Source organism: Burkholderia thailandensis E264, assembly GCF_000012365.1.
GTDB classification, from domain to species: domain Bacteria; phylum Pseudomonadota; class Gammaproteobacteria; order Burkholderiales; family Burkholderiaceae; genus Burkholderia; species Burkholderia thailandensis.
Genome location: NC_007650.1, coordinates 2,442,471 through 2,467,933 on the forward strand (window position 1 = coordinate 2,442,471; position 25,463 = coordinate 2,467,933).

Below are 25,463 nucleotides of genomic sequence, written 5' to 3' on the forward strand. Positions count from 1 at the left end.
CAAGCAGCAAATATGTTTCGGTTTGCATTTTGGACTGGGCTACGTACTTCGGAGCTTGTCGCGCTCAATTGGACGGATGTCGATTGGAAACGCGGCGTGATAGTCGTCAAACGGGCTTTGACCCAAACAGCAAAGGAGGCAGAGGACACAAAGACACGTTCAAGTCGCCGGGAGGTAAAGCTCTTGCCGCCTGCCATGTCTGCACTAGTCGCCCAAAAGGCTCACACGTATCTACAAGGCCGGGAAGTATTTCAGGACCCGCGAAACGCTGCTCGATGGGCCGGGGACTCCCCCATCCGGATCGTGTGGACTCGGGGACTAAAGCAAGCACAGGTCAGATACAGGAAGCCTTACCAGACGCGCCACACATACGCCTCTATGATGCTCTCCGCTGGGGAACATCCAATGTGGGTAGCTCGCCAAATGGACCATTCGAACCAGAACACAACCGTTCGAATCTACGCTAGGTGGATGCCTACGGCGGACCCCGATGCAGGAGGAAAGGCAGTGGAGAAGTTTGCGGAATCGACGTTGCGATTAAGTTGCGATTCCGTACAGAAAACAGCAGGGAATCAAGGCAATTAATCGCCACCCGCCTCGCCAAGCACTTGAATTATAAAGGAATTCTGGCGGAGAGAGGGGGATTCTAACCCTCTCATTTGACAATGGTTTTCACAAAAAAAATTAAAAAGTACCCGACAAAGTACCCAGAAAATCAGACCCTTTTGTCCTGTAAGGCTTTGACCGGGTTTAATAATGTACCTTCCGCCCTATGTTCCGCCAAACTTTCTTATCCAGCATGGATTAGAGGCATTTACATTGTAAAAGCACCCATTTAAGTACCCGGATAGCATGGCCATTGTGCAGATGAGCAAGACACCATTACCTCGCCGCCAGAACACATATTTTTTGGAGATTTGGAGACAAACACCCAAATCGATCGGAAAGCCTTGCACTGTATGGTTCTGCTTGTCTCCAAATGTATCTCCAGAACACATATTTCCTTGGAGACAATGTTGGAGACACGAGATTAGGCGTGTCAAATTCACTCTGTAGTTTCGAAACTGTTCTCGCCGTTTGGGGCACTGCGCACAAAGAATTTTCCAGCGATGCCCTCTTCACAGCCGCGAGACGCTTTCGCGCGGTTGTGCGCATAGAAATCGGCCATACATATGACCTACTTCCAATGAAAAGGACAAACAAATGGTCGATATGTACGCGCTAACCTTGCCGGTCCTCACCCATCCTTGGCTTGAGGGCGAATCTCCGCTTCAACTCGCTCCTGATTCTCCAAGAATCCTGCTGCGCTCGGTGGAGAAACTAGCTCATTACTTCAAACGAGAAATGCACTTTGATTTTGTTCAATTCGACGCAACGGAAACCAAGGAAAACAAAGGTTTTGTACCTTACCAAGCCTATGCATTTTTTGCGCCCGCTCGCGACCGATGGCAGAACGACAAACCTATGCCACACCGTGTATTTGGCGCGTGCTGCTTCCGTGACCGAGATTCATCGAGCGGTGCGCCATCATGGTCGCTGGATTGGGTGTGGATGCACCCGTATTTTCGACACTGCGGACATCTAAAAGAGGCATGGCCCATGTTTGAACGTGAGTACGGTGAAGGCTTTCACGTAGAGGAACCAGTCTCCTTGGCCATGAGGTCATTCATGGAGAAATACGCGTTCATACGGGCGGCCTGAGAACTACCTATGGACTGGAGCAAGGGCCGTTGTCGCCACGTTATAAATTCCGCCCTCGAGTTGCGCCCCGCGAAAAGCACCTTGGAGTGATGTTGAATGTATGCCGCGCCACGTAGCTGGATCGCACGAACTACATGGGCGTTTTGAGAGATCGATAATTTTCCGCCCTGCCCACCCGATACGTTTTTCAACAGCCCGCTGGGGCCGGAGAATTTCCGCTCAAGCACGACGCTCCGGTAGTTGAGCACAGGCGATTACGTCGGCGCGTGCCATGAGCGACTGCACCGGGACAAAGGGACCGTCGTCTGGCAGAAAGTAACTCTTCCTGGTCTCGTGTGGTGCCGCGATGCTGAGATGCAGGGCCCTGCTGGGCATAAAAATAAAAGGCCCGCAGAGATGCGGGCCCATCACTACAGGCGCACGCGATATTATGCGTGCCTAACTTTGCCTTCATTAAGTGCCTCCAGGGCAGCACGCGCAAGAAATCCGCTTCTAGTCTCGTGGCGGGATGCCACATAGGCGTCAATCTTGTGCAGCACGAAGCGAGGGATACTCACATTGATCCGCTCGGGCTTGGAATCAAGCTGAGAAAGATCAACGCTGACGAGCGCCCAAACCGCCCCGGCGTACTCGGGCTTTGCAACCAGTTCTTCCACCGTCGAGCAAGTGAATTCAACATCGTCCCCAAGCTCGATCAATGTCTCTACATGGCCGACGATAGCCTCTCTCGTGTTTTTGATTGCATCATCGATGGTTTCGCCCCAGGAGTGAACGCCCGGAATATCCGGGACCGTCACGCCGTAGACGCTCCCATCGTCCTTATGCACTGCGATGGGAAATTCCATACCAACACTCTCCAAATGCATCGCGTCGAAAAACCACCGGCCATCACAGGCCGGCGGATTTCTGGATGCTTTTTACAGTCCCAATCGGTAGGTCCTTCTTCGGGTGGGGAACCGTCACAAGACCTGGCTTCTTGGGGTGTTTGAAATGATGATGGCTGCCTGTCACTCGAACCAACCTCCAGCCATCTTCCTCAAGCATCCGGATCAGCTTCGATGAGTTCATAGCTCCCCCGAATGTCTTGTGTGTAATTATACACACCCAATCACGATCCTCAAGTTTTGTGTAGCCGTGCGTATTTTCGCATTGTTTCGCCCCTATTTTTGTCCCGTCCGCTGGGCAAGACTGAAGCATCGCGCGCGGCCTCGACATTCCTCGTGCGCAGCCACTCGTCGTAATCTGCCGCCGGCGTGCGGCCACCTCTTGCCCGTCAACATTGACAGGATAGTTGCCCTTCTTCGTCACATGCTAAAGTCCTCGCGGATTTTCCACTGAGGATTCGGCATGGGTTCTGCACTCATCCGGGAAGGTGACACGACTTCCCACGGTGGCCGCGTGCTAGCGGGCACGTCGACCAACATCGTTTATGGGAAACCGCTGGCACTTGAAGGCGACATGGTGTCGTGCCCGAAGTGCGGCGGCATCTACCCCATCGTTGGTGTACGGAATCGAAGCATGACGTTCGGCGACAGGCCGGTGGCGACCGAAGGCGACAAGACGGCCTGCGGCGCGACACTGATCGCCTCGCAAGGCACGGCGACGGTTGAGCTGACGTCGGGAGCGGGTGGGCCGGTCGGCAAGGGGAAAAGCGTGGTCCCACGGCCGGCTGCACAGAGCAACGAGGCATACCGTGGACGCTTCCAGCTCGTCGACGACAAGACGCGCGAGCCCATCGCGAATCACCCGTACACGGTGACGTCAGCAGACGGCCAGACGATTCAGGGCACCACTGACGCCACCGGCCACACGGATTGGTTGAGTAGCCATCAAGCGTCATCGCTGTCGTTCCAGCAGCCGGGGAGCGACGCATGAGCGGTGGCTACGCTCCGGGAGCGTCGCCCGGTGGCATGAGCGCTGGTAGCGGTCAGACAACCCAAGTCGGTCTAAGCGCCGCGCGGCTGTCGCCGAAAGACCGGGAGGTCCTATGTCACACGTTCTGCGAATGCAGAAGAATCGGGGTCGCGACAAAAGCCGGGACCATACAGCGCCAGCGGTGCGTCCAGATGCGCTTGGGGTTGCCGAACGAGGTGTCGAAGATGCAAACGGGCGTCCCAACGGAATACCGTCCGGAACAACCGTACGACATGACGACGCAGCCGCCGGAACCGATCATGGACTATGACGATCCGCTCGAGCCACATTCAAGCATTCGGCAATGGATCAAGGACGTCTGGCCCGATAAGGGCAAGAAATACCAGAAGGGCGATGTACGCCGCCCCGACGTCGTAATCGTGAACGATCCATCTAAACCGCCGGTGCAATCGAACATCAAGACCGTGGTGGAAATGAAATTCCCTGGGGATAGCTACGGTCCTGATCAAGAGGACGATTACATTGAAATCGCGGGGAGTCCTTCGAAATTCGCACACCTCGGCGCGGCCGATTGCGGATGTGGCGACGACGACGGGCAGAAGAAGACTGCGCGCTCGAAGCAATCCGCGAGACAATCGGACCTTGACGAACTGTTCGGCGGCAATAGCAGCGCGCCGGGAAGCCCACCGCTCCCGCCGATGCCGCTCCCCCCGCTCCCTGCTTTCCCGTAAGTTGACGCCATGACGAACGAAGAGATTGAAGCCTGGGCGAAGGACCCGCGCCGCGCGGACACCCTGCCGTTCGGGCTCTACGAGCCCCCGTACCGCAAGGGGATCACTGGTGCCGCCCTGGTAGTACGCGGGGTGCTGTACTTCCGCAACGGCTTCACCCCCGACGTTCGGCAAGCGCTGGTCCGCTGCTTCAAGCAGTACAACGCAGCAATCGAGGAGTATCAGCACGCGCTAGAAGTCGCGGCCGGTCAATCGCCGTCGAAAGCCGGCCCACTGCGCTGGTTCTATTCTGAGGGCGAGGAGCCGACCCAGTATGACAAGGCTCCCGGATTCGAAAGCCTTGCAAGGTCGGTCCCCGCCAACAAGACCCTTGCCGTCGCGATGACCAGCGCCGAGCATAAGCTCGCCGCAGGATTCTACGAGTTCACGGTGTTTGCCCTGAGTGACTGGAAAGCCGAGCGTAAGCGTGGACTTGACGGGCTGGTCTTCACAGTGCCGCGCGCGTTTATCGTGCAACGACCAGGCGTATTCGAAGCGATGTTCCGCGCGTTCGCTGAAGCGCTACCGACGGTCAGCGGGCACGGCGGCCTCGCCGTGAACATGCCCCCGATGGAGCGCCGGCCCAACGAAGCCAGCGAGTATTTCTATGCGCGCCGCTTTGGTCCGGGCATCGACGTGGGTGACCCAATGCGATCGAACGTCCGCAAGCTTTACACGAAAATCAAGACGGTCGACTGGCTGAATGCGCTCGACGCCGAACTGGTCCGCGCGGTAGGTGGAACGTCGTCGCTCGCGCTCCCACCGAACTGGTTTGCTCGTCAACCGTTGCGGGATGGTGGCCTGATCATCCAGGCCGGCGTCGCACCGATGTCCGGCGTGTCCAATGGAACGGGAATTCCCGTCGCGCCGCCCGCCGCGTACGTTCTGCTAAATCACGCCCTGCGGCAGATCGTTGCGGACACGCTCGACACTTTGCAGGACGGAACACTTGATAGCACCGCACCGCTGCTGAATACAGTCGTTGCGACCGAGGCATGGCTACGCCGATTCAACGTTCCGGACGACCAGATCAACGGGTACTGGGTCGAGCTGCACAAAACGCCGAAACTCTCGCCGTCCACGTAATCTTGTTTGGCCCCGAATGAAAACGGGCTGGGTTTGGCCCTTTGGTCAAGTGACTGGATGCGCATGACATCTATACACTGTCACGCACGCGCATGATGGTTTGGCGGCTCGTACCGTAGAACTTCGCGAGACTGGCAACGCTTGCCCCCTCGTGCAATCGCTGCCGTACGTCTTGCTGCTGTTGCTTGGTCAACGCTGACGGTCGGCCCATTGCTTTGCCTTCTGACTTCGCTCGCGCGATACCTGCTTGCGTCCGCTCGATCGACAAGTCACGTTCAAACTCGGCGACGACGTTCAATACCTGCATCGTCATTCTGCCAGCCGCGCTGGTCAGATCCACGCCGCCGAGCGCGAGGCAATGAATCCGGATACTGCGCTCTGCTAACGTCTCCACGGTCGCGCGCACGTCCATTGCGTTGCGGCCGAGTCGATCGAGCTTCGTCACGATCAACACGTCGCCTTCTTCCATCTTATCGAGCAACTTCGAAAAGCCCGGCCGCTGGCTCGCACCAACGCTGCCGGAAATGCTTTCCGTGACGACCCGGCGCTTATCGACGGCAAAGCCGGCCGCCTCGATCTCGTGGAGCTGATTAGTCGCCGTCTGGTCGATTTTGCTGACACGGGCATATGCGAATGTTCGGGACATGTGGGGTCGCCAAATGTACGGAAAGGATGTCCGAATCATAATCCATGTCCGAAAAATTCGAAACCTTATTTTCGGACATAGTTGTGTGTCCATGTCCGAAAGGGATCAGTTTCGGACGTACAGTCGCACTGGATGGTCGTGCCTCGCCCCCGTCAATGAGGGTGGGGCAATTACCGCTTGATAAGATCGCTGCGCCACTTGGATATCCATCCACTTCTGCCGCTCAGTTCGGCGCCGAGTCAATGACAGTTTCCAAAGTACAACGCCATACGTGCGGCTGTGTGCACGATAATTCGTTAGCGGGAGAGTGGTGTCTTTTTGTTACGTGTACTTGTCTCCGGCGGCTTTACAGAGGTCAATGCAGCGCTTGATCCAACTTTCATACCAGTACCAAGCACCTTCTACCTGCACTCCATACCCCTTGCTCGGATTCTTTGCGTCTTCGCTCTTCCACAGGTTCACGTGGTCTGGCTGCACTCGGAATTTTGGAAAGCCGGCCTTGCGAATCTCTTCGACAACCCGAGTTGGGAGGTACTTTGCGCGCTCCACGTCCTTCTTTACCCAATATTCCTTGTCGATCGTCTTCGCGAGTTCAGAATTTGGATCAATGAATTCAATCACTCGATCCGCTTGACCGGCTTTATTCACCAGTTTCTTCTTGAACAGGAGGCGATATGAGAACCTGGGGTTATTGTATTCGTCGTGCGTGAGCGCCGCATCAAACTCAGCGACATAGGCTCGAAGTCGCTCTGGAATTTGCCTGTGTGCTGACGTACCGGAAATTTGCTCCTCGGACAGTTCGATAAACTGTATGCTGTATGTGAGATACGAGTCGAGTCCGTATCGCTTTCCAAACAACTTCTTTACATATTCGTTGTAGTTCAGCGAGCAGGCTTGGTAGCGTCCACTGAGGAAGTTGTCGAGCGATCTGGTCATCTGATGTTCGATCTCGTGGCGAAGGCCAACAAGAAAGCGAAGATTATTTGCAGTATCCCTATCGATTGGGGACGTTTTTTCATTGAGGCAACGCTCAAGCTCCCAGTACCTGAATGCTCCGTGTTTGGTCCTATCGAATTTACGCCTAGCACCTTCCTTAGTGAAGTAGCGGTACTCAACTCCTTTTCGTCGATAGTGCGCGTGCAAGAGATATGTCCACGCAACAACCATCAAAACAATAAAAGTTTCTGACTTAAATGACACGTGAGGGTCGTTGAAGACGCGAACTGCACAAAGCGCCGCCTCGCGCGATTTCGCGAGAAGTTCCAGCGCCAGGGACCCTACCGTTCGATTGCGCGTGCTCATGAGGTCAGCCGACAACGATCGATTTTGATAGAAATTTGCGAGCCTGCTTTTTACTCTTTCATTCGAGATGCTGCTCTGCCTTCAAACACTGGCGAGCACGCAACGAATCATAGTATCCGCCTAAGCACCTCCGCGCCTCTCATTCGGTTCACTTCGATTACGTACTGTGCGATATCCGGAACACTATGATCAACTACCAGCTCTGCCACTTCTTTGAGTGGTCGTCCTGAACGGCCGGTAGGATAATCTGAAATGCGTCGAAAGGTATTCGCGCCACGCGGATGTGGCCAAGGCCACGTATTCCCCGAGTTCATATGACAAAGCCAGATCTGATCCGCGTACGCGCGGATGAACGGCGCTGCATCGATGGTGAGAACATCGTGTTCTAATAATCGATAATCCCTAGCATTGAGAAGGCTAAGAAGACGTGTCCTTGTCGCCCAAAAAAAGACCTTGGCGTTGATGATACGATACCAGTCCTCAGGAGTGATTCCATCCTGCAATGCTGTTATGAGCCGTGAGCGAGGCATTGGCTTCTGATCACGAAGTACGATGCTGGCCGGATGATTGAGAATCACCTCCATCTTAATTGGACGCTGCTGGCTTTCATACTGCACCCTGTCCGCACCCGTCAATCCGAAATGATCTAGCACCGCGCTTGTGCTTAGCAACCCACGCGTTCTTATGCTTTCCCACGTGTCGCGTTCAGCCATATGATAAACACTCGGATATAGTTCAACCAGCTTTGATATGAGCATAGGCTGTCGTCAAGCACGGGAGCGAGCTGTCCAATTGCGACGGTCGATTAGTGAGCGTAAATCGTCTATACCCTCTTCCTGGCGCGGAAAGCGGGTATTTATAAGCGAAACCGGCGCCTGCGAAACGCGTTCAAGCTCCTCAACAAACTTGATGGTTTCTTGCGTCAATTGTTCAAAACGACGCGCATTTCGGTTGCTGGCGTTGATATAGTCCGCAAACGTCAGAACAATATCTGTCGGCGCATTAAGGGCACAGGCCCTGCGAAATTGGTCCCATTCAAACCAACCGACACGACGCTTTCGTTTGGTCGTCGAAGTCTTTTCGGCACTATGCAACGCAGCGGCATCAAGATCCGCGTGTCTCGCAATGGCATCGAACGTCGTCGGATGTTTGAGTGGACCCGAAGTGTGCCCTTCATTGCCATCCGGGTCACCCACCCGAATGGGCATCGGGCGGATCACCATTAGAATTTTGCGCACGCGGCTCGGTGAGATGCCGGCCTCCGCGAGGCAACCAGCAACGTTGGTATCGCGCGAGGTCACATATGGGTATGTGCCGTGAAAGAGACTTAGCCCACTACCTTGGGTGCCTTCGAGTAGGATGGATTGCCGTTTCCGGTAGGCTTCTTCCAAGCGATCGGCGGTAGCGCCGTGGTAATTTCCCGGCGTACCGACATAAGGCGCGAGTGCGGGGACGTCGCGAGCCATACGAAAGTCTGAACTGCCACGACTGATGATACGCCGAGCTGTAGCAGCACCGCTGCCGCTGCCAGTCGACGCGATAGTCGAGACGAGATGTTGGCCTTCACTCTCGATATCCTTGTCTTCAATAATTGTCGCCTGTGGATCGATAAACAATCGGTCCGGTCCAATGTTGCAGTCGCAAATTTCCTCGAATAGACCTTTGAGACGAATGGTCATCCCCGGACCAAGAAGCAAGCGAGAATCCACGTCGCGAGCCCCGGAGGGCAGATGATGATATGTATAGGGTCCGTTCGCGCTGGCTACAGTATGTCCTGCATTTGGCCCCCCAACCCGCACCATTACGTCATATTCGCGAGCGAGGTACGAAACAACGTTCCCCTTGCCCTCGCTGCCATACTGACCGCCGATCAACACGTCGACGCATCGAATATCAGGCGGGGTAAACAAGTGCAAGCGGGCGGCAACTCGAACCAAAGTGTCTTGGGCATCGGAACGAGTAGTGTAGATACGGACATCGGCATCGTTCTTAAGCGCTTCAATGTCCTTCTCATCTTTTAAGCGGTCTATTTCATCATATGAGAGGACATTCTTCTTTGCCGCCTCCGTTTGGGCGTACCGCTCCTGCAACGTTTCCTTACTTGCGTATAGGTGAACGTGAATGAGATTTTCACCGAATACTCGCCGAAATTGAGCTACTTGCAAAGGGCTACTGACATGGTCTACGACCACTGATTTAGCCGGGTCCAGACCTTCTAATACCTCAAGCGTGGCACGTAGCAGCCACCTCGAATCGGTGGTTTCATTTACTTCCTGCTTCCGCGTTATCAAAGTTACCAGCTCGTTTTCATCGATTTCGGCATCGCAAAAGTCAACCAATACCTGCCTGGTACGGACAACGCGGAACTGAAACTCCTGTTCAAGTAGATCGGCAAGTCCGGTCTTACCGCTACAGGCCTTTCCGCTAATGACGACAATCTGACGGTTACTCATGCGTTACCCCCGGGCCAGGCATCGATAATCTGGGCGGCGATATCGTTTGCGGTAACTGTGGTGGTATCGAATATTTCATCCGCTATCGTGCCAAGTGAGCGAGCGGCTATTTCGTTCGCGTGTGTAATCGCGGTAACATAGGCCGCCGCACCGCTCGGCGCGGCTCCAACTGCATAGCGCTCGCGCAGAATATCCTCTGATGCGGAAAGATGAACGTGTCTAACAATTTGTCCGAAGCGGGCACGGAAATGTTCAATCTGACGAGGCTTGCGAACTGCATCAAATAGCCAATTCTCAACAGAAGGGCTTGCGGCGATAGCCGGAACGGCAACTGAGTCCACAACCCATGCGAAGTCCGTTTCGATGTCAAGCTGGTCACCCGTTTCCTGCAACCACGAACGCAGGTTTAAAACGGCATCCGGCTTGCCGCAAGTCCGCAAATATCCGCCGCTACTGATACCTGAAAAACTGTAATTCTCTTTCAATGCGTGAGCAACGGAACTCTTGCCGGCGCGCATAGCTCCGCTCAGCAGCAGTAATCGCTTAATTGTCATTGCAGCCCCCGTACGGGCACGAGCCCGAGCGGCTTTCGCTCCCCCATTCCAGTAAACGTATTGAATTTCACGTTCGTAGTGGAATTAGGTCCGTAGCCAAGGCTCGCGAATGCCTCGTCCCTTCGCGCTCACTCACCTGGTTATCGTTCGCCGCAACAGTAAAATACACCTCCAGAAGCTGGGATGATAACTTTTTCTTGTAGGTAGTTCTTCTGATTTATTTATGCAATACGCATAATTTCCGGCAACGTGAGTGAAAATATAGGGTGATGGGCCAGCCTGACGTTTCCTTGTCTTGAGATTCTGGTATTTGACCCTTCTCTGACGGCGCAGTACTGCGGCACTCGGATTACAGTGCTCCCAAGTACCTCAAAATGCAGTTCTCGCTGCCGACTGGGAGCTAAATTCGGCCGAATGTGAGTGACCGCTTTGGCCTGCGGACTCAACTCGCCCCCGCACACACTATTCCACGGAGGCCATGTGCTACATGGGCTGTACAGGTCATTCGGCGCAGTCGTCGACGAGATTGAATATGAGACGAACCGCCTTGAAACGATCGCGCTACGGAATCAGCGCATCCCCGTCAACCCGCTATCCGACTACTTCTGCGAAGACCTGCTTGCTCCGCTTGAGCGTGCCAACATTACTCGTCTTCGCAAGGAATGGCGAGACATGGCGGGCAGCCTCGTGCAAATCATCGACGCGGCTCGCGATCGCCATTGGAAACGGGATGGTCCTTATCGTCTCAGGTACTGCTGGCGGCAGGCCGAAATCGTGGAGGAAGAAGCCTATCCCGCATGGGCACATCACGCCACCCAGGACCTGCTTCGAAATGCGTACAGCATCTTCAAGCGCGGCGGCGAAGCGGAAGCTGACGACGGCGACTTGTTGACGCTCGCACGACATTACATCAGACCGCATGTCTCGCTGACTGATGCACACCTGCTGTCCGGTCTTGCCATCCGCGAAGCCGTTCGCGCTGTCGAGCATTTGACCACGCTTGTCGACCATGTCGAGCAGGATGAACACGTCGCCGTCTGGCTCAAGGAGTGGTTGCGGCAAGATGTGCAAGATAACGACTACGCGAGAAAGGCCTACGGCGCTGAGCTAAATGCTCGCATTGATCGCGCGGCACTGGATATCTTCTATCCCGACCTCGAAACGGTAACGGACTACCGCATCCACGCGGAAAAGTTACTATTGCTCGCGGACGTATGCGCGACAGGACGCCTGTCCTCCACGGAGTCGAGCAGGCTGTTCGCGCAATTGGAGGTCCGTGAGCAGCACATCGAGGAGCTTGATTCCGCCGTTGCCGAAATGCGCGCGAAGCGCGAGAGTTTCCAAATCAAGGGAACCCTGGCGCGAACGAAGCTCTCGTCGGCCGACAAAGACGAAGTGAAACGACAGTACGATGACCTGATCGCCGCCCACCCGGACAAGCAAGTCAAAGATATCGAACTGACACTTGCCGACCAATGGGGCGTCGCACGCAGCACCATTCAGCGCGCGACTGGCAAAAAGCGCTAGCCAATGGCATGCCAATCATGTGATTGGCATGCGCGAGCCTTCTAGACTCCGTTCCAATCCTTGCGATTGGCAGGGAATACCTAGGAGGCTTTATGACTGTTCAATTCCAAGCAACCGCAATCCAACCGCGCCGCATCGTGCGAATGCCGGCGCTGCTGGAACGCGTTGGCCTCAGCGAAAGCGAGGTCCGCCGTCGCATCAAGGCCGGCACGTTCCCGCGTCCCGTGAAACTCGGCCCGCGTGCCATCGGCTTCGTGGTCGCCGACGTAGACGCGTGGCTCGAAGCCCTGACGACGCGGGTGGCAGCGTGAGCGTGACCCAAGTAGGAGCTCGCCGACCCGCCGTGACGTGCCGCGCGTGGCTTGACGCTTGCGCGGCGTTCGAAGATGCGCGCGTGACGTGCGGCGATCTCGATTTGCTTCGGATGACCGTGTTCCTAGGACGCGTGTCGACCGCCCTCTGGGTGTCGGATAGCCGCGCCTGCCATTTGGCGGCGATTCACGCGACGCAAATAGCCCGACTGCTCGTCGCGCCGGGCACTCCACTGTCCGTGTCGCGTGCGGTGCGCGCGAGCGAGCTGGAAGGTACGGCGCTCGACGTGGGCGACGCGCTGGACGATGCCGACCGGCCCCTCGCCGATCCGAAAACCGGGTCCGCGCATGACGGTCAACCACCACGCGGTCGCCACCGGCCTGATGGGGCGCGTGCAACAGCACCTGTTCGCAGCGCTCGGCGTCACGCGCCATCCGCGCACGACGCACTGATGCGACCATGATGCCCGGCCGCTAGGCGGCCGTCAGCATCATTCAATTCTTCGCGCGCTGGGCAACTGGCTTGCCGATATGGACTGCTAATCGGAAAGTCGGCCCGCGCGCGTCCAATGGGAATCTATGAGTAACACACCCATGTCCGAATTCGAGCGGGCAAGTGTCGCGCTCGGCTATGTTCCGGCCGACGACCGCGACACGTGGCGTCATGCCGGGATGGCGCTCAAGGCCGAGTTCGGCGAAGAGGGTTTCGCCCTCTGGAACGAATGGAGCCAAGGCGCGCAGAACTACAATGCAAGAGACACCCGCGATGTGTGGAAGTCGTTCAAGGGCGGCAAGATCACCATCAACACGCTGTTCCACCTCGCAAAGCTTGGCGGCTTCGATCCGCGCGCGCATCGCGCCAAGCCGGTCGATCCAGAACAGCGCGAACGGCAGCACGCTGAACGCGCCGCCCGCGAGGCGGCCGAGCTGGCCGCGCTGGCCGAGAAACAGCAAGCCGCGTCGGCGCTCGCCGAATCGATCTGGTCGGCGGCCGAGCCCGCGCCGACCGATCACCCCTACCTCGTTCGTAAACGCATCCCCGCCGACGCGCTGCGCGTCTATCGCGGCAACCTGAGCCTCGGCACGGCCGCATGCGACGGCGCACTCGTCATTCCGGCAAGGGACGCGGACGGCCAGCTGTGGACGCTCGAATTCATCCTGACCGACGGGCAGAAACGCTATCTGCCGAACGGCCGTAAGGCGGGTTGTTTCTCGCTGATCGGCGGCCCGGTGTCGTCCGTCCTGCTGATCGGCGAGGGCTATGCGACCTGCGCGACGCTCGCAGCGGTAACGGGCTACCCGGCCGCCGTCGCGTTCGACGCCGGCAATCTGCACGCCGTCGCGACGGCGCTGCGCGGCCGGTATCCCGACGCGCGCATCGTCGTGTGCGCCGACGACGACCACGCGACGAACGGCAATCCGGGCGTCACGAAGGCTCGCGCGGCGGCCAACGCGGTAGGCGGCGCGGTGGCCGTTCCCGACTTCGGCCCGAACCGTCCGGCAGCCGGAACGGACTTCAACGACTTGGCCGCCCACCTCGGCCCGGATGCGGTGGCCGCCGCCGTGCGCGCGGCGCTCGTTCCGGCCGGCGCGTCGGACGCCGACAGGGGCAAGGCCAGCCCATTCGCCACGAAGCCCGCCAAGCGCCCGAAAACGGCTCGCGCGCAGGATGGCACGTGGCGCTTCGAGGTCGACGACGAAGGCGTCTGGTATCACGGCTTCAACAATCAGGGCGACCCGCTGCCGCCGCATTGGATCAGCACGCGCATCGACGTAATCGCGGAGACGCGCAACGAGATGAGCAGCGAATGGGGCTACCTGCTGGAATTCACCGACCGCGACGGCATCCGCAAGCGGTGGGCGGTGCCGGCCGGCCTGTTCGCGGGCGACGGCACCGAGCTGCGGCGCATGCTGCTCGATATGGGCGTCAAGCTCGGCGTCACGCAGACCGCACGCACGCAGATCGCGAACTATATCCAGATGGCGCGGCCCGACGAGCGCGTGCGCTGCGTGCCGCGCGTCGGCTGGCATCACGGCGCGTTCGTGCTGCCCGATCGCGTGATCGGCACCGGCAAAGAGGCGCTGATCTATCAGGCCGACACGCCGATCCAGAGCCAGTTCAAGGAGCGCAGCACGCTCGACGACTGGCGGCGCGACGTCGCGGCCTACTGCGTCGGCAACAGCCGGCTGCTGTTCTGCGTCGCGACTGCCTTCGCGGGGCCGCTACTGCACTTCTCCGGGCTCCAGTCGGGCGGCTTTCACCTGCTCGGCACGACCTCCAAGGGTAAGTCGACGGGCGGCGTGATCGCCGCATCCGTGTTCGGCTCGCCGGATTACGTGCGGAGCTGGAAGGCGACCGATAACGCACTCGAAGCGGTCGCCACGCAGCATAGCGACGCGCTGTTGATCCTTGATGAAATCGGGCAGGTCGAGCCGCGCTTGGTCGGCGATGTGATTTACATGCTCGCGAACGAATCGGGCAAGGCACGCGCGTCGCGCAACGGTTCGGCCAAGCCGGTGCTGACGTGGCGGCTGCTGTTCCTGTCGAACGGCGAAAAGAGCGTGTCGGCGTTGATGGCCGAGGCGAACAAGCCGATGAAGGGCGGCATCGAGGTGCGCCTGCCGGCGATTCCCGCCGAAGTGGGCGACATGGGCGTGGTGGAAGAACTGCACGGCTTCCCGACGCCGGCCGCGTTGATCGAGCATCTCGAGCGGCACGCAGGCAAACACTACGGCACGGCCGGGCCGGCGTTCATCGAGTTCGCATCCGCGCAGGCCGATGAGCTGGCGGAACATCTGCGCACGCGCGTTGACGAGCTGGTGACGGAATGGGTGCCGGAGGGTGCGCATTCGCAGGTGGCCCGTGTCGCGAAACGCTTCTGCCTCGTCGCGGTGGCAGGCGAACTGGCGACCGCGCACGGCCTGACCGGCTGGCCGGAGGGCGCGTCGGTCAAGGCGGCGCGTCGTTGCTTCGAGGGCTGGATGGAACTGCGTGGCGGCGCGGGCAATTCGGACGAGGCGGAAGCCGTGCGTCAGGTGCTGCACTTCCTCGTCGCGCACGGCGACAACCGTTTCGTGTGGATGAACCGGGCGCAGGACGACCATCGGCCGAACGTGCCGCACCGAGCGGGCTTCAAGCAGCACGTGAAGCGCGACGAGCGGCGCACGGCGATCGCGTCCGATCGAGAGTATTACGCCGAGTTCGGCGGCAAGATGGGCGCCGACGATGCCGAGCACGTCGAGACGGAATATCTGATCGAGGCGGCCGTGTTTCGCAAGGACGTGTGCGCCGGCTTCGATCACAAGATGGTCGCCAAGGCGTTGATGAAGCGCGGCGTGCTGATGCCGCGCAGCGACGGCTATCCGTATCGACAGGAGTACATCCCCGGACACGGGAAGTTCATGGTGTATCGCGTTCGACCGTCGATCTTCACGCTCGAACTGTGAACCGCGCCGCCGCCGTGCGGGAAGCGGCGGCGGGCATTCCTTTGCGCGCGATTTCGTGCTCACATCAAAGCGGCTTTGAAGATCACGCACCAGACGGAACCGGGCGGCGCACACTATGTGTTGCCTGCGCCTACAAGCCAGCGTTGCGCAGAAGCTCAGAGGGAAGAAGCTGCATTACGCGCGCAATGCGGATGATGTTCATGAAGGTGACGTTTCGTTCACCGCGTTCAATCTTGCCCAAGTGCGAGCGGTCAATCTCTACGAAATCGGCCAGCACCTCTTGCGACATCGCTAATTCCTTGCGGCGAGCGCGAATCGCCGCGCCGAGCAACACAAGGTTTCCGTCCTTATCAAGTTTTCCCGAGACTCTTGCCATGCCTTGAATCGTCGCGCTATGATGCATTCAAGGACACGGCATTTACGACCCATTTTCAGTTCGTCATGTCGCCTAGCTGTCATGTTGAGCTACAGATTGTTCTAAATTCCGATTGCCAATTGCGATTCGTTTCTAGTTCTGTTCTGTGTTCATGATGATCCAGGAGTCGATTCGGCAGTTCTAGAATGAATGGTCACGTCGGTTTGCGGCGTAGCCGTGCCTCCCTTAACCGGGGTATCTACTTCGAGGACCAACAGTGATGACTTTTCAAGAGCTACAAAACCAAATCCGGCAATTGCAGCAGCAGGCCGAGGCAATGCGGAGGGAAGAAGCGAGTGCGGTGATTGCCAAGCTACGCGCCGCCATCCTCGAATTTGGCATTACGCCCGCCGAGGTATTCGGCGCAAGCGCGAAGCAAATCCGGCGGTCGCCAAGAAGTCCCGCTACCCAGAAATACCGTGATCCATTATCAGGGGCGACATGGAGTGGTCGCGGGAGAGCACCTCGCTGGATCGTGGGACGTAATCGCGACGACTTCCTTATCCCTCGGACTCAATAGTCCTTACATCGTGAATCACTCCGGCACTGCGCCGCCCATAAGCGCAACCATCCGCGATCCAATTCAAAGGTTGTCCGGGACCTGAGGATCGTGACGGGGAACGGCTATCGGCTGAACGTGCCGCACCGAACGGGCTTAAATCAACACACATGGTGCGCCGAGCGGTGCACCATCATCTGATTCGATCGAGAGTATTGTGCGGAGTTCGTGGCAGCAAGATGAGTGCTGACGACGTCGAGCACGTCGAGACGGAATCTCTGATCGAGGTGGTCGTGCTTCGCAGGGACGTGCGCGCTGGCTTCGGTCACAAGATAGTCGTCAAGGCGTTGACGAAACGCTGCGTGCTGATGTCGCGCAGCGACGGCTATCCGTATCGACAGAAATACATCCGCCGCCATGGAAAATTCATGGTGTGCCGCGTTCGTCCGTCGATCTTCACGCTCGAACTGTGAACCGCGCCACCGCCTGCGGGAGGGCGGCGGCGGGCATTCCTTTGCGCGCGATTTCGTGCCTACGCATCAAAATAACCTGGGGCAGTGCGCACCAGATGGAACCGGGCGGCGCACACTTTGGTTGCCTGCACCTACAGGCCGGCGTTGTACAGTAGCTCAGAGGGAAGAAGTTGCAATGCGCGCGCAATGCGAACGATATTCATGATGGTAACGTTCCGTTCACCGCGTTCAATCTTGCCCATGTGCGAGCGGTCGATCTCTGCAAAATCAGCCAACGCCTCTTGCGACATCACCAATTCCTTCCGACGAGCACGAATCGCCGCGCCGAGCGACACAAGGTTCCCGTCCTTATCAAGTTTTCCCGAGATTCTTGGCATGCCTTGAATCGTCGCGCTATGGTGCATTCAAGGACACGGCATTTACGGCCCTTTTTCAGTTCGTCATGTCGCCTAGCTGCCATGGTGAGCTACAGATTGTTCTAAATTTCGATTGGAGCAGCCGCGTAAATCGCCGGGCCCCAGCCAGCCAAGCCGGTCTCGAATCTTGCTGAATTCGTAACGATCCGAGCGAGTCTATCTCCAGTATCTCCAGCGCTCTCCAAATCGTTTGGAGACACCAACAGCCTTACGCCACAGGGCTTTGCCGCCGATTCGGGCGTTTGTCTCCAAATCTCCAACTCGTTTTGCACTGAGCGGCTTTGTGTCTGGCGTTCGCGATCAGCGCCAACGCAGACCGGGCGCGGCTCTCCGGGAATTGGCGGCCATCGAAAACGCGTTTCCGCAAGGAAGGTCCGCGACGCACTCGTCCCGACATTGTTGCGTTCATCGCAAAGTCTCGCCGGTCGGGAACGCGGGGGACCCCATGGCATAGACGATATGCGGGGGCTCACACCCGCGTCCTTTCTCTACTGATGACGGACATAGGGGGGGCACATAATCATAGACGGCTAAATCAATTGACCGAGTCACACCCAGGTCCCCCCCCTTTTACCGGTGAGAAACGCACGGAAGGGGGGCATATTCATCTGCAATGGCGCTTCGCGACCAACAGATGCATCGTCGACGCTGGAACTGCCGAGCGGTCAGGCGGCGGCCTTGGTAGTCGCCGCCTTCACTTCATTCTCGATGTGATCGGCCCATGCCTGCATGAGTGTCCGTCTCTTATCAAACAAATCTCCGCGTCGATAAGCTGCTTCGGTCTTATCGCGGATCGCATGCGCAAGCGCCATCTCGACGACCTCGTTCGAAAACGGTGTGCACTCGGCCGCCCAATCCCGGAACGTCGAGCGGAAGCCGTGGACAGTCAGCGCGCCACGCTTCATGCGTTCCAACACTTGCAGCATCGCCATATTGGACAGCGGCCGTCGTGCCCTCATGCCCTCGAATACGACGGGCGAATCCGCCGACGTGGGGAGTGTTTTGAGCAGTTCCAACGCCGACGATGACAACGGAACACGATGCGCTCGCTTGGCCTTCATCCGCTCGGCTGGAACGGTCCAAAGCTGCGCATCCGCGTCGAATTCGTCGTGGCGCGCACCGATCACCTCACCGGTACGCATCGCCGTCAGGATCGTGAATTCCAGCGCACGCGCCGCCGTGCCGACCATGCCGCGCAGTTCCGCGACGAACGCGCCGATTTCCGTGAAGGGAAGCGCCGCATGATGCTTGGGTTTCTGCACTTTGCCCGGAGCCGCCAATAGCTGATCGAGATGCCCACTCCAGCGAGCCGGGTTCTCTCCATCGCGCAGTCCTCGCACCTTCGCCCAGTCCAGTACGCTTTCAATGCGGCCGCGCACACGCGAGGCAGTCTCGTTTTTCGTGAGCCAGATCGGCTCAAGCACTTTCCGAACGAGGTCGGTGTCGATGTCGGCCGGGCGCAATGCGCCGATGATGGGATAGGCGTAGGTCGAGAGAGTGTTCGTCCACTGTTGCGTGTGCTTCGGATTCACCCATTCCGCACTACGCGCCTCGATAAACGCCGTGGCGCACTGCTTGAAGTTCAGCGCACGGGCTGCGTCGATCTTGCGGCGGGCCTTCTCCTGCTTACGCAACGTCGCGGGATCGTCGCCGCCTTGCACGGCTACGCGATGCTCGTTGCGCGCCGCCCTCGCCGCCTCCAGCGTAATGCGCGGATACGGACCGATCTGAATCAATCCCTCTCGCCCATCCGGCTTCATGTACCGGAACTGCCAATACTTCAATCCGTTGGGCTTGACGAGCAACGCCAGACCGCCTCCATCGCTAAGGCGATAGACGCGTTCGCGCGGCTTGGCTGATCGGCATTGAAGGTCACGCAGGAGGCTCTCAGGCATTGTCGTTATAGGTCCAAAAAGTACCCGGAAAAGTACCCGGCAAAATCTGGAATTTTACGACTTTTCTTGAAAGCTTACGAAAGTTTGAACTGCCCGCAAAGCCTTATGTAGCTTGGCTTTGCGGCGTTTCTTGAATGACGCTGAAGGGGTGTTCTGGCGGAGAGAGGGGGATTCGAACCCCCGATAGGCTTTCACCTATACACGCTTTCCAGGCGTGCGACTTAAACCACTCATCCATCTCTCCGGGAAGACGGCAAGTATAGCAAACTCCGCAGCCGTGCCGCCAGCCCCGGCGAAAACCACCCGTCACGGAGTCACGGATGCCGGATATAGTCGACGAGCGCGTTCGTATACGCATCCGGCCGCCGATCCAGCAGGCTCACGACGATCGCCATCGCAAACCCGGCCGGCACGCCGAATACGCCGGAGCTGATCGGCTCGATGCCGAACCAGCTCGGCCCTGCGAATCCCGTGATCTGCGTGAAGAACGGATACGTCGACACGATGTAGTACGCGCACACGCCGAGCCCCGTCACCATCCCCGCCACCGCGCCGCGCGTCGTCGTACGCTTCCAGAACACGCCGAGCACGAGCACCGGAAAGAAGCTCGACGCTGCGAGCGAGAACGCCGCCCCCACAAGAAACAAGATCTTTCCCGTATTCAGCGAAGCGACATACGACGCAAACAGCGCGACGCCGAGCAGCAGCACCTTCGAGATCGTCACGCGCCGCTGGCTCGACGCATCGGGCGCGACCATGTGGTAGTAGACGTCGTGCGACAGCGCATTCGCGATCGTCAACAGCAGTCCGTCCGCCGTCGACAGCGCCGCGGCGAGCGCGCCCGCCGCAATCAGCCCCGATACGACATACGGCAGCCCGGCAATCTCCGGCGCCGCAAGCACGACGATGTCAGGCTGCATCTGGATCTCCGACCAATGGACGATGCCGTCGCGCAATTGATCGACAACACTGATGAGCCCCGGCTCGAAGCGGTGCCATTGCGTGATCCATGCGGGCAGATCCGCGAACGGCCGCCCCACCAGATTCGTCAGGATCTCGTACTTGATCAGCACCGCGAGCACCGGCACCGTCAAATAGAACAGCGCGATGAAAAACAGCGTCCAACCGACCGAGCGCCGCGCGGACGCAACCGATGTCGTCGTGTTGTAGCGCGTCAGGATATGCGGCAGGCTCGCCGTGCCGAGCGACAGGCACAGCAGCAGCGCCAGGAAGTTCCGTTCGCGCGGGCGGCGGTCGTCGTCGCTCGCCGCCGGAAACGGCTCGTGCATCGGCACCGGGGCCGCCGCGCGCGCGAGCAGATCGTCGCGCGCCTGCTCCCACACCACCCGCGCCGCCGCCGGGTCGCGCGGGAACTCCGCGAGCGCATGCTCGCGCTGGTTGATCTCACGCAGCGGCCCGTTGTGCCGGCGCAGTTCGGCAACCTGATCGACCAGCCGCTCGCGCGCCTCGTCGTACGACGCCGGCAGCCGGTCGAGCTGTGCCTGGATCGCGGCCGCCTGCCGGCGATACGTGTCGCGCACCTGTCGCTCCTGCGGCGCGTCGCGCATCTCGCTCTCGAGCGTTTCGACACGTGACATCAGACGGCCGTAATTGAATTGCGGCACGGGCCCGAGGCCGTTCTTCATCGCGATCAGCGAAACCGGCAGCAGGAACGCGATGATCAGGATGATGTACTGCGCGACCTGCGTCCACGTGACCGCACGCATCCCGCCAAGAAACGAGCAGACGAGAATCCCCGCTAGGCCGCAGAAGATGCCGATCGAGAAATCGACGCCGATGAAGCGCGTCGCGATAAGGCCGATGCCCTGTATCTGCGCGACGAGATAAACGAACGAACACAGAATCGCGGCAATCGCCGCGAGCGCCCTGACGAGCGTGCTCGAAAAGCGCGTGCCCAAAAAATCCGGAATCGTGTATCGCGCGAGCTTGCGCACGTACGGCGCGAGCAGGAACGCGACAAGGCAGAAGCCGCCCGTCCAGCCCATCAGGTATGCGAGCGCGTCGTAGCCGGTCGCGTACAGCGAGCCCGCGAGGCCGATGAACGAGGCGGCGGACAGCCAGTCGGCGGCGGTCGCCATGCCGTTGAACGCGGACGGCACACGCCGCCCGGCAACGTAGTATTCGACGAGATCCGAGGTTCGCGACAGCAGCCCGATCACCGCATAGACCGCGATCGGCACGAACAGGAACACGTAGCCAATCCACACGCCGGGTCCGGTCGCGCGCTCGATTCGCCACAGCAACAGCACGAACGCGGCGAAGCCGATCGTGTACAGCGCATAGGCGCGCACCAGCCGATTCGTCAGCATGCGTCGGTGTCCGTCGAAATGACTTCTTTGCGCTTCGCTTCATCTGCGTATGCGTCGTAGTCGCGCCGCAGGGTCCGGTCGGCGCGCTGCATCAGCACGATGTAGGCGCCGATCAGCGCCAGATAGACGAGGATCGCGCCCTGCGCCCCAACGTAGAACGGCAGGCTGAAGCCCGCGAAGCGCAGATGCGCGAGCGCCGGCGCGAACAGCGGCACGACGAACGACACGGCAAAGCCGATCGTCATCAGCACGGCGATCAGCGCGACGTTGAAACGCCAGTAGCGCGCATGCGCGCGCGCGAGCGGCGCCGGCACGAACGGCGGTTCGGCGGAATGCGAAGGCGTGGGCGAAGAGGTACCGGAAGATGCGGCCATGCGCTTGTGTAACAAAAAGCCCCTGCGCGAGCAATCGGGATTGCCGCGCAGGGGCTCGGGCGGCGCGCATTCGGCGGCGCGCCGCGCTCCGGCACGTTCAGCGCACTTCGGCGAGCTGCTCGAGGATCGCGGGGTTCTCGAGCGTCGACGTATCCTGCGTGATCGCCTCGCCCTTCGCGAGCGAGCGCAGCAGGCGCCGCATGATCTTGCCCGAACGCGTCTTCGGCAGGTTGTCGCCGAAACGGATGTCCTTCGGCTTCGCGATCGGCCCGATTTCCTTGCCGACCCAGTCGCGCAGCGTCTTCGCGAGCGCGGCCGCCTCTTCGCCTTCCGGCCGCGAGCGCTTCAACACGACGAACGCGACGACCGCCTCGCCCGTCGTGTCGTCCGGCCGTCCGACGACGGCCGCCTCCGCGACGAGCTCGTGCGACACGAGCGCCGATTCGATCTCCATCGTGCCGAGCCGGTGCCCCGATACGTTCAGCACGTCGTCGATGCGGCCCATGATCGTGAAGTAGCCGGTTTCCTTGTCCCGCACGGTGCCGTCGCCCGCCAGATAGAGGCGGCCGCCGAGCTCGTCGGGGAAATAGCTCTTCTTGAAGCGCTCCGGGTCGCCCCAGATCGTGCGCGCCATCGCCGGCCACGGACGCTTGACGACGAGAATGCCGCCCTGCCCGTTCGGCACGTCCTGGCCGGTCTCGTCGACGACGGCGGCCATGATGCCCGGCAGCGGCAACGTGCACGAGCCCGGCACCGTCGGCGTCGCGCCCGGCAGCGGCGTGATCATGTGGCCGCCCGTTTCGGTCTGCCACCACGTGTCGACGATCGGGCAGCGCTCCTGCCCGACGTTCTTGTGATACCAGATCCACGCTTCCGGATTGATCGGCTCGCCGACCGTGCCGATGATCCGCAGGCTCGACAGATCGTAGCTCTTCGGATGCACGTGCTCGTCGGCCTCGGCCGCCTTGATCAGCGAGCGGATCGCCGTCGGCGCGGTGTAGAACACGGAAACCTTGTGGTCGCCGATCATCTTCCAGAAGCGGCCCGCGTTCGGATAGGTCGGCACGCCCTCGAACACGACCTGCGTCGCGCCGACGGCGAGCGGCCCGTACGTGATGTACGAGTGCCCCGTGACCCAGCCGATGTCGGCCGTGCACCAGAACACGTCGTCAGGCTTCCAGTCGAACGTCCACTTCATCGTCTGCGCGACCCACAGCAGATAGCCGGCCGTGCTGTGCTGGACGCCCTTCGGCTTGCCGGTCGAGCCCGACGTATACAGGATGAACAGCGGATGTTCGGCGCCGACCCACTCGGGCTCGCACGCGTCGGACTCGTTCGCGACGATCTCGTGCATCCAGACGTCGCGGCCCGCGTGCCAGTCGACGTTGCCGCCCGTGCGCCGATAGACGACGACGGTCTTCACCGCGTCGCAGCCGCCCATCGCGAGCGCCTCGTCGGCGATGCTCTTGAGCGGCAGCGTCTTGCCGCCGCGCATCTGCTCGTCGGCCGTGACGAGCGCGGTCGCGCCGACGTCGACGATGCGCTCGTGCAGCGACTTCGACGAAAAGCCGCCGAACACGACCGAATGCGTCGCGCCGATGCGCGCGCACGCCTGCATCGCGACGATGCCTTCGACCGACATCGGAATGTAGATGACGACGCGGTCGCCGCGGCCGATGCCGCGTTTCTTCAGCGCGTTCGCGAAGCGCGACACGCGCGCGAGCAGATCGGCGTAGGTCACGCGCGCGACGGTGCCGTCGTCGGCCTCGAAGATCACCGCGATGCGCTCGCCGAGGCCGGCGGCGACGTGGCGGTCGAGGCAGTTGTACGACGCGTTCAACTCGCCGTCGTCGAACCACTTGTAGAACGGCGCGTTCGTCTCGTCGAGCGCCTTGCCGAACGGCTTGCGCCATTCGAGCGTCTCACGCGCGAGACGCGCCCAGAATCCTTCGTAATCGCGCTCAGCCTCTTCGGCGAGCGCCCGATAAGCCGCCATGCCGGAAATGGCTGCCGCCTTCTCCACGGCGGCGGGCGGCGCGAACTGGCGGCGTTCGTGCAGAACCGATTCAATCGCAGACATCGACTACCCCTTGGTGAACATGGAACCCACTACTGCCGGCGCGATCGGGCGCGCCGTGTCTGATTGGCGCGCGACGCGCCTGTCTCCCACCCTGCGCGCCGCATACGGCCCATACGACGCGCGATGCTGCATCGCACCACGCGAGACGGCCGCGGCAAACCGATGCAGACGCTTTCACGATAAGCGCCGGAACTTACCCGTCACTTACGCGGCGAGCGCCCCGACGCTGCTTTACGCTGGCTTTCACGCGACCCTACAATGCTAACTAACTCGTCGCCCGGATTCCAGCTTGAATCGCTACGCTTTCTTTCTCATCGCGTCGATGTTGCTCGTCGGCAGCAACGTCGGCATCGGCAAATCGATCGTCGCCTTCGTTCCCGTCACCCTCCTCGCCACGCTACGCTTCGTCATCGCGAACGCGGTGCTCTGGCCGCTCTTCAGCCCTGTCAAGATGCGCACCGTCAAGCGCGGCGAATGGCTGAACCTGTTCCTGCAGGCGTTCTTCGGCACGTTCATGTTCACGCTGCTGATGCTCAACGGCGCGCAGCGCACGAGCGCCGTCGCGGCGGGCGTCATCACGAGCACGATTCCGGCCGTCGTCGCGCTGTTCGCATGGCTCTTCCTGCGCGAAAAACCGAACGGGCGTGCGCTCGTGTCGATCGCGCTCGCGATCGTCGGCGTCGTGACGATCAACGTCGCGAACGGCACCGCGAGCGAAGGCGGTGCGCACGCCAGCTCGCTCGCCGGCAACCTGCTGATGCTCGGCGCGGTCTGCTGCGAGTCGATCTACGTGATCCTGTCGCGGCGCCTCACGCAGACGCTCGCGCCGATCGACATCTGCGCGTACACCCACCTGTTCGGCCTGCTGCTGATGCTGCCGCTCGGCGCGGGCGCGCTCTGGCATTTCGACTACGCGAGCGTGCCGTCGGGCATCTGGGCGCTTGTCGTCTGGTACGGCCTGTCCGCGAGCATCTTCTCGTTCTGGCTGTGGATGAAGGGCATCCGTCACGTGCCGGGCAGCCTCGCCGGCGTGTTCAGCGCGGTGCTGCCGATCTCGGCCGCGATCTACGGCATCCTGTTCCTCGGCGAACGGCCGACGCTCGCGCACGGCTTCGCGCTCGCGTGCGTCGTGACGGGCATCGTGCTCGCGAGCCTGCGCGTGCGGCGCTCGCCGCCCGTCTCGCCTTGAGCAAGCGCCACGCCCACGGCTTCCCGTTCGCGCGGCGCGCCTCGTTCGCGCACTGAAGCGCATCGCGACGGCGCACGCCGCGGGCGCGCGGCCGCCTCGCGCCGCCCCATGCCTCATCCG

23 protein-coding genes, 1 tRNA gene and 3 pseudogenes are annotated in these 25,463 nt (G+C 60.1%); 13 read left to right on the forward strand and 14 right to left on the reverse strand.

From position 1 onward, the window contains the following. The first annotated feature begins 12 nt into the window (after positions 1-12). Both BTH_RS30415 and BTH_RS10210 read left to right on the forward strand, forming a co-directional pair. Positions 13-585: a site-specific integrase gene (locus tag BTH_RS30415; protein WP_009893915.1), complete on the forward strand. Its 573-nt coding sequence runs from the start codon at positions 13-15 to the stop codon at positions 583-585. Between the two features lie 618 nt (positions 586-1,203). Then, positions 1,204-1,701, forward strand: a complete 498-nt coding sequence (locus BTH_RS10210) for a hypothetical protein (protein WP_011401460.1) — start codon at positions 1,204-1,206, stop codon at positions 1,699-1,701. Positions 1,702-2,129: 428 nt separating this feature from the next. On the opposite strand, the gene BTH_RS10215 is transcribed toward BTH_RS10210, so the two are convergent. Beyond that, complete coding sequence (locus BTH_RS10215; protein WP_011401461.1) at positions 2,130-2,546, reverse strand: type II toxin-antitoxin system HicB family antitoxin; 417 nt, start codon at positions 2,544-2,546, stop codon at positions 2,130-2,132. Positions 2,547-2,589: 43 nt separating this feature from the next. Beyond that, complete coding sequence (locus tag BTH_RS10220) at positions 2,590-2,769, reverse strand: type II toxin-antitoxin system HicA family toxin (RefSeq protein ID WP_009893919.1); 180 nt, start codon at positions 2,767-2,769, stop codon at positions 2,590-2,592. Positions 2,770-3,048: 279 nt separating this feature from the next. Between BTH_RS10220 and BTH_RS10225 the strand changes: the two genes are divergently transcribed. Genes BTH_RS10225 through BTH_RS10235 form a run of 3 tightly spaced genes read left to right on the forward strand, consistent with a single transcriptional unit; the run spans position 3,049 to position 5,432 of the window. Beyond that, the gene (locus BTH_RS10225; RefSeq protein WP_011401462.1) at positions 3,049-3,576 is read left to right on the forward strand and encodes a PAAR domain-containing protein; all 528 of its coding nucleotides are present in this window, start codon (positions 3,049-3,051) and stop codon (positions 3,574-3,576) included. Beyond that, positions 3,573-4,307, forward strand: coding sequence for a VRR-NUC domain-containing protein (locus BTH_RS10230; protein ID WP_011401463.1), 735 nt, complete (start codon positions 3,573-3,575; stop codon positions 4,305-4,307). The genes BTH_RS10225 and BTH_RS10230 overlap by 4 nt, the downstream gene beginning before the upstream one ends. A 9-nt stretch (positions 4,308-4,316) precedes the next feature. After that, on the forward strand, positions 4,317-5,432 hold the full coding sequence (locus tag BTH_RS10235) for a DUF3396 domain-containing protein (RefSeq protein WP_009893924.1): 1,116 nt from the start codon (positions 4,317-4,319) through the stop codon (positions 5,430-5,432). 70 nt (positions 5,433-5,502) lie between these two features. Here BTH_RS10235 and BTH_RS10240 read toward each other — a convergent pair whose 3' ends face one another. From BTH_RS10240 to BTH_RS30440, 5 genes are all read right to left on the reverse strand, one after another. Continuing rightward, the gene (locus BTH_RS10240) at positions 5,503-6,078 is read right to left on the reverse strand and encodes a recombinase family protein (RefSeq protein ID WP_009893925.1); all 576 of its coding nucleotides are present in this window, start codon (positions 6,076-6,078) and stop codon (positions 5,503-5,505) included. A gap of 321 nt (positions 6,079-6,399) precedes the next feature. Further along, the gene (locus BTH_RS30425; protein WP_043037760.1) at positions 6,400-7,380 is read right to left on the reverse strand and encodes a DUF3644 domain-containing protein; all 981 of its coding nucleotides are present in this window, start codon (positions 7,378-7,380) and stop codon (positions 6,400-6,402) included. 107 nt (positions 7,381-7,487) lie between these two features. After that, positions 7,488-8,093: a DUF7002 family protein gene (locus BTH_RS30430; RefSeq protein ID WP_196587582.1), complete on the reverse strand. Its 606-nt coding sequence runs from the start codon at positions 8,091-8,093 to the stop codon at positions 7,488-7,490. Positions 8,094-8,147: 54 nt separating this feature from the next. Beyond that, on the reverse strand, positions 8,148-9,833 hold the full coding sequence (locus BTH_RS30435; RefSeq protein ID WP_011401466.1) for an adenylosuccinate synthetase: 1,686 nt from the start codon (positions 9,831-9,833) through the stop codon (positions 8,148-8,150). Further along, the gene (locus BTH_RS30440; protein ID WP_156530393.1) at positions 9,830-10,387 is read right to left on the reverse strand and encodes a hypothetical protein; all 558 of its coding nucleotides are present in this window, start codon (positions 10,385-10,387) and stop codon (positions 9,830-9,832) included. Before BTH_RS30440 ends, BTH_RS30435 begins: the two co-directional genes overlap by 4 nt. 480 nt (positions 10,388-10,867) lie before the next feature. On the opposite strand from BTH_RS30440, the gene BTH_RS10250 reads away from it, so the two are divergent. The 5 genes and pseudogenes from BTH_RS10250 (at position 10,868) to BTH_RS10270 (ending at position 15,672) form a co-directional block, all read left to right on the forward strand. Beyond that, the gene (locus BTH_RS10250) at positions 10,868-11,914 is read left to right on the forward strand and encodes a hypothetical protein (protein ID WP_009893927.1); all 1,047 of its coding nucleotides are present in this window, start codon (positions 10,868-10,870) and stop codon (positions 11,912-11,914) included. 92 nt (positions 11,915-12,006) lie between these two features. Next, complete coding sequence (locus tag BTH_RS10255) at positions 12,007-12,225, forward strand: helix-turn-helix transcriptional regulator (protein ID WP_004552321.1); 219 nt, start codon at positions 12,007-12,009, stop codon at positions 12,223-12,225. Further along, positions 12,222-12,557: pseudogene (locus tag BTH_RS35625) on the forward strand (hypothetical protein); the annotation flags it as partial. The gene BTH_RS10255 and the pseudogene BTH_RS35625, both read left to right, overlap by 4 nt. A 34-nt stretch (positions 12,558-12,591) precedes the next feature. Continuing rightward, positions 12,592-12,678: pseudogene (locus BTH_RS10265) on the forward strand (splicing coactivator subunit); the annotation flags it as partial. Positions 12,679-12,819: 141 nt separating this feature from the next. Further along, positions 12,820-15,672 carry a DUF927 domain-containing protein gene (locus tag BTH_RS10270; protein WP_009893931.1) on the forward strand — a complete coding sequence of 951 codons (2,853 nt, stop codon included), beginning with the start codon at positions 12,820-12,822 and terminating at the stop codon, positions 15,670-15,672. A gap of 130 nt (positions 15,673-15,802) precedes the next feature. Here BTH_RS10270 and BTH_RS10275 read toward each other — a convergent pair whose 3' ends face one another. Beyond that, a complete protein-coding gene (locus BTH_RS10275; RefSeq protein ID WP_011205395.1) occupies positions 15,803-16,048 on the reverse strand; it encodes a helix-turn-helix domain-containing protein in 246 nt (81 codons plus the stop codon). A gap of 259 nt (positions 16,049-16,307) precedes the next feature. Here BTH_RS10275 and BTH_RS30445 point away from each other — a divergent pair, with 259 nt between their 5' ends. Continuing rightward, complete coding sequence (locus tag BTH_RS30445) at positions 16,308-16,607, forward strand: H-NS family nucleoid-associated regulatory protein (RefSeq protein ID WP_009893934.1); 300 nt, start codon at positions 16,308-16,310, stop codon at positions 16,605-16,607. 105 nt (positions 16,608-16,712) lie between these two features. Continuing rightward, positions 16,713-17,059: pseudogene (locus BTH_RS10285) on the forward strand (hypothetical protein); the annotation flags it as partial. Positions 17,060-17,190: 131 nt separating this feature from the next. On the opposite strand, the gene BTH_RS10290 reads toward BTH_RS10285, so the two are convergent. The 6 genes from BTH_RS10290 to acs all read right to left on the reverse strand — a co-directional run bounded on the left by BTH_RS10290 (position 17,191) and on the right by acs (position 24,154). Further along, the gene (locus tag BTH_RS10290; protein WP_009893937.1) at positions 17,191-17,436 is read right to left on the reverse strand and encodes a helix-turn-helix domain-containing protein; all 246 of its coding nucleotides are present in this window, start codon (positions 17,434-17,436) and stop codon (positions 17,191-17,193) included. A gap of 704 nt (positions 17,437-18,140) precedes the next feature. Then, positions 18,141-19,370 carry a tyrosine-type recombinase/integrase gene (locus tag BTH_RS10300; RefSeq protein WP_009893938.1) on the reverse strand — a complete coding sequence of 410 codons (1,230 nt, stop codon included), beginning with the start codon at positions 19,368-19,370 and terminating at the stop codon, positions 18,141-18,143. Between the two features lie 154 nt (positions 19,371-19,524). Continuing rightward, positions 19,525-19,614, reverse strand: a tRNA-Ser gene (locus BTH_RS10305). Positions 19,615-19,684: 70 nt separating this feature from the next. Further along, positions 19,685-21,700, reverse strand: a complete 2,016-nt coding sequence (locus BTH_RS10310) for a sodium:solute symporter family protein (protein ID WP_009893939.1) — start codon at positions 21,698-21,700, stop codon at positions 19,685-19,687. Next, the gene (locus BTH_RS10315; RefSeq protein ID WP_011401473.1) at positions 21,694-22,074 is read right to left on the reverse strand and encodes a DUF4212 domain-containing protein; all 381 of its coding nucleotides are present in this window, start codon (positions 22,072-22,074) and stop codon (positions 21,694-21,696) included. The genes BTH_RS10310 and BTH_RS10315 overlap by 7 nt, the downstream gene beginning before the upstream one ends. 97 nt (positions 22,075-22,171) lie before the next feature. Next, complete coding sequence (gene acs / locus BTH_RS10320) at positions 22,172-24,154, reverse strand: acetate--CoA ligase (protein WP_009893941.1); 1,983 nt, start codon at positions 24,152-24,154, stop codon at positions 22,172-22,174. Positions 24,155-24,443: 289 nt separating this feature from the next. On the opposite strand from acs, the gene BTH_RS10325 reads away from it, so the two are divergent. After that, positions 24,444-25,343 (forward strand): DMT family transporter, encoded by a 900-nt coding sequence (locus BTH_RS10325; RefSeq protein ID WP_009893942.1) that lies wholly within the window; start codon positions 24,444-24,446, stop codon positions 25,341-25,343. The last annotated feature ends 120 nt before the right edge of the window (positions 25,344-25,463 follow it).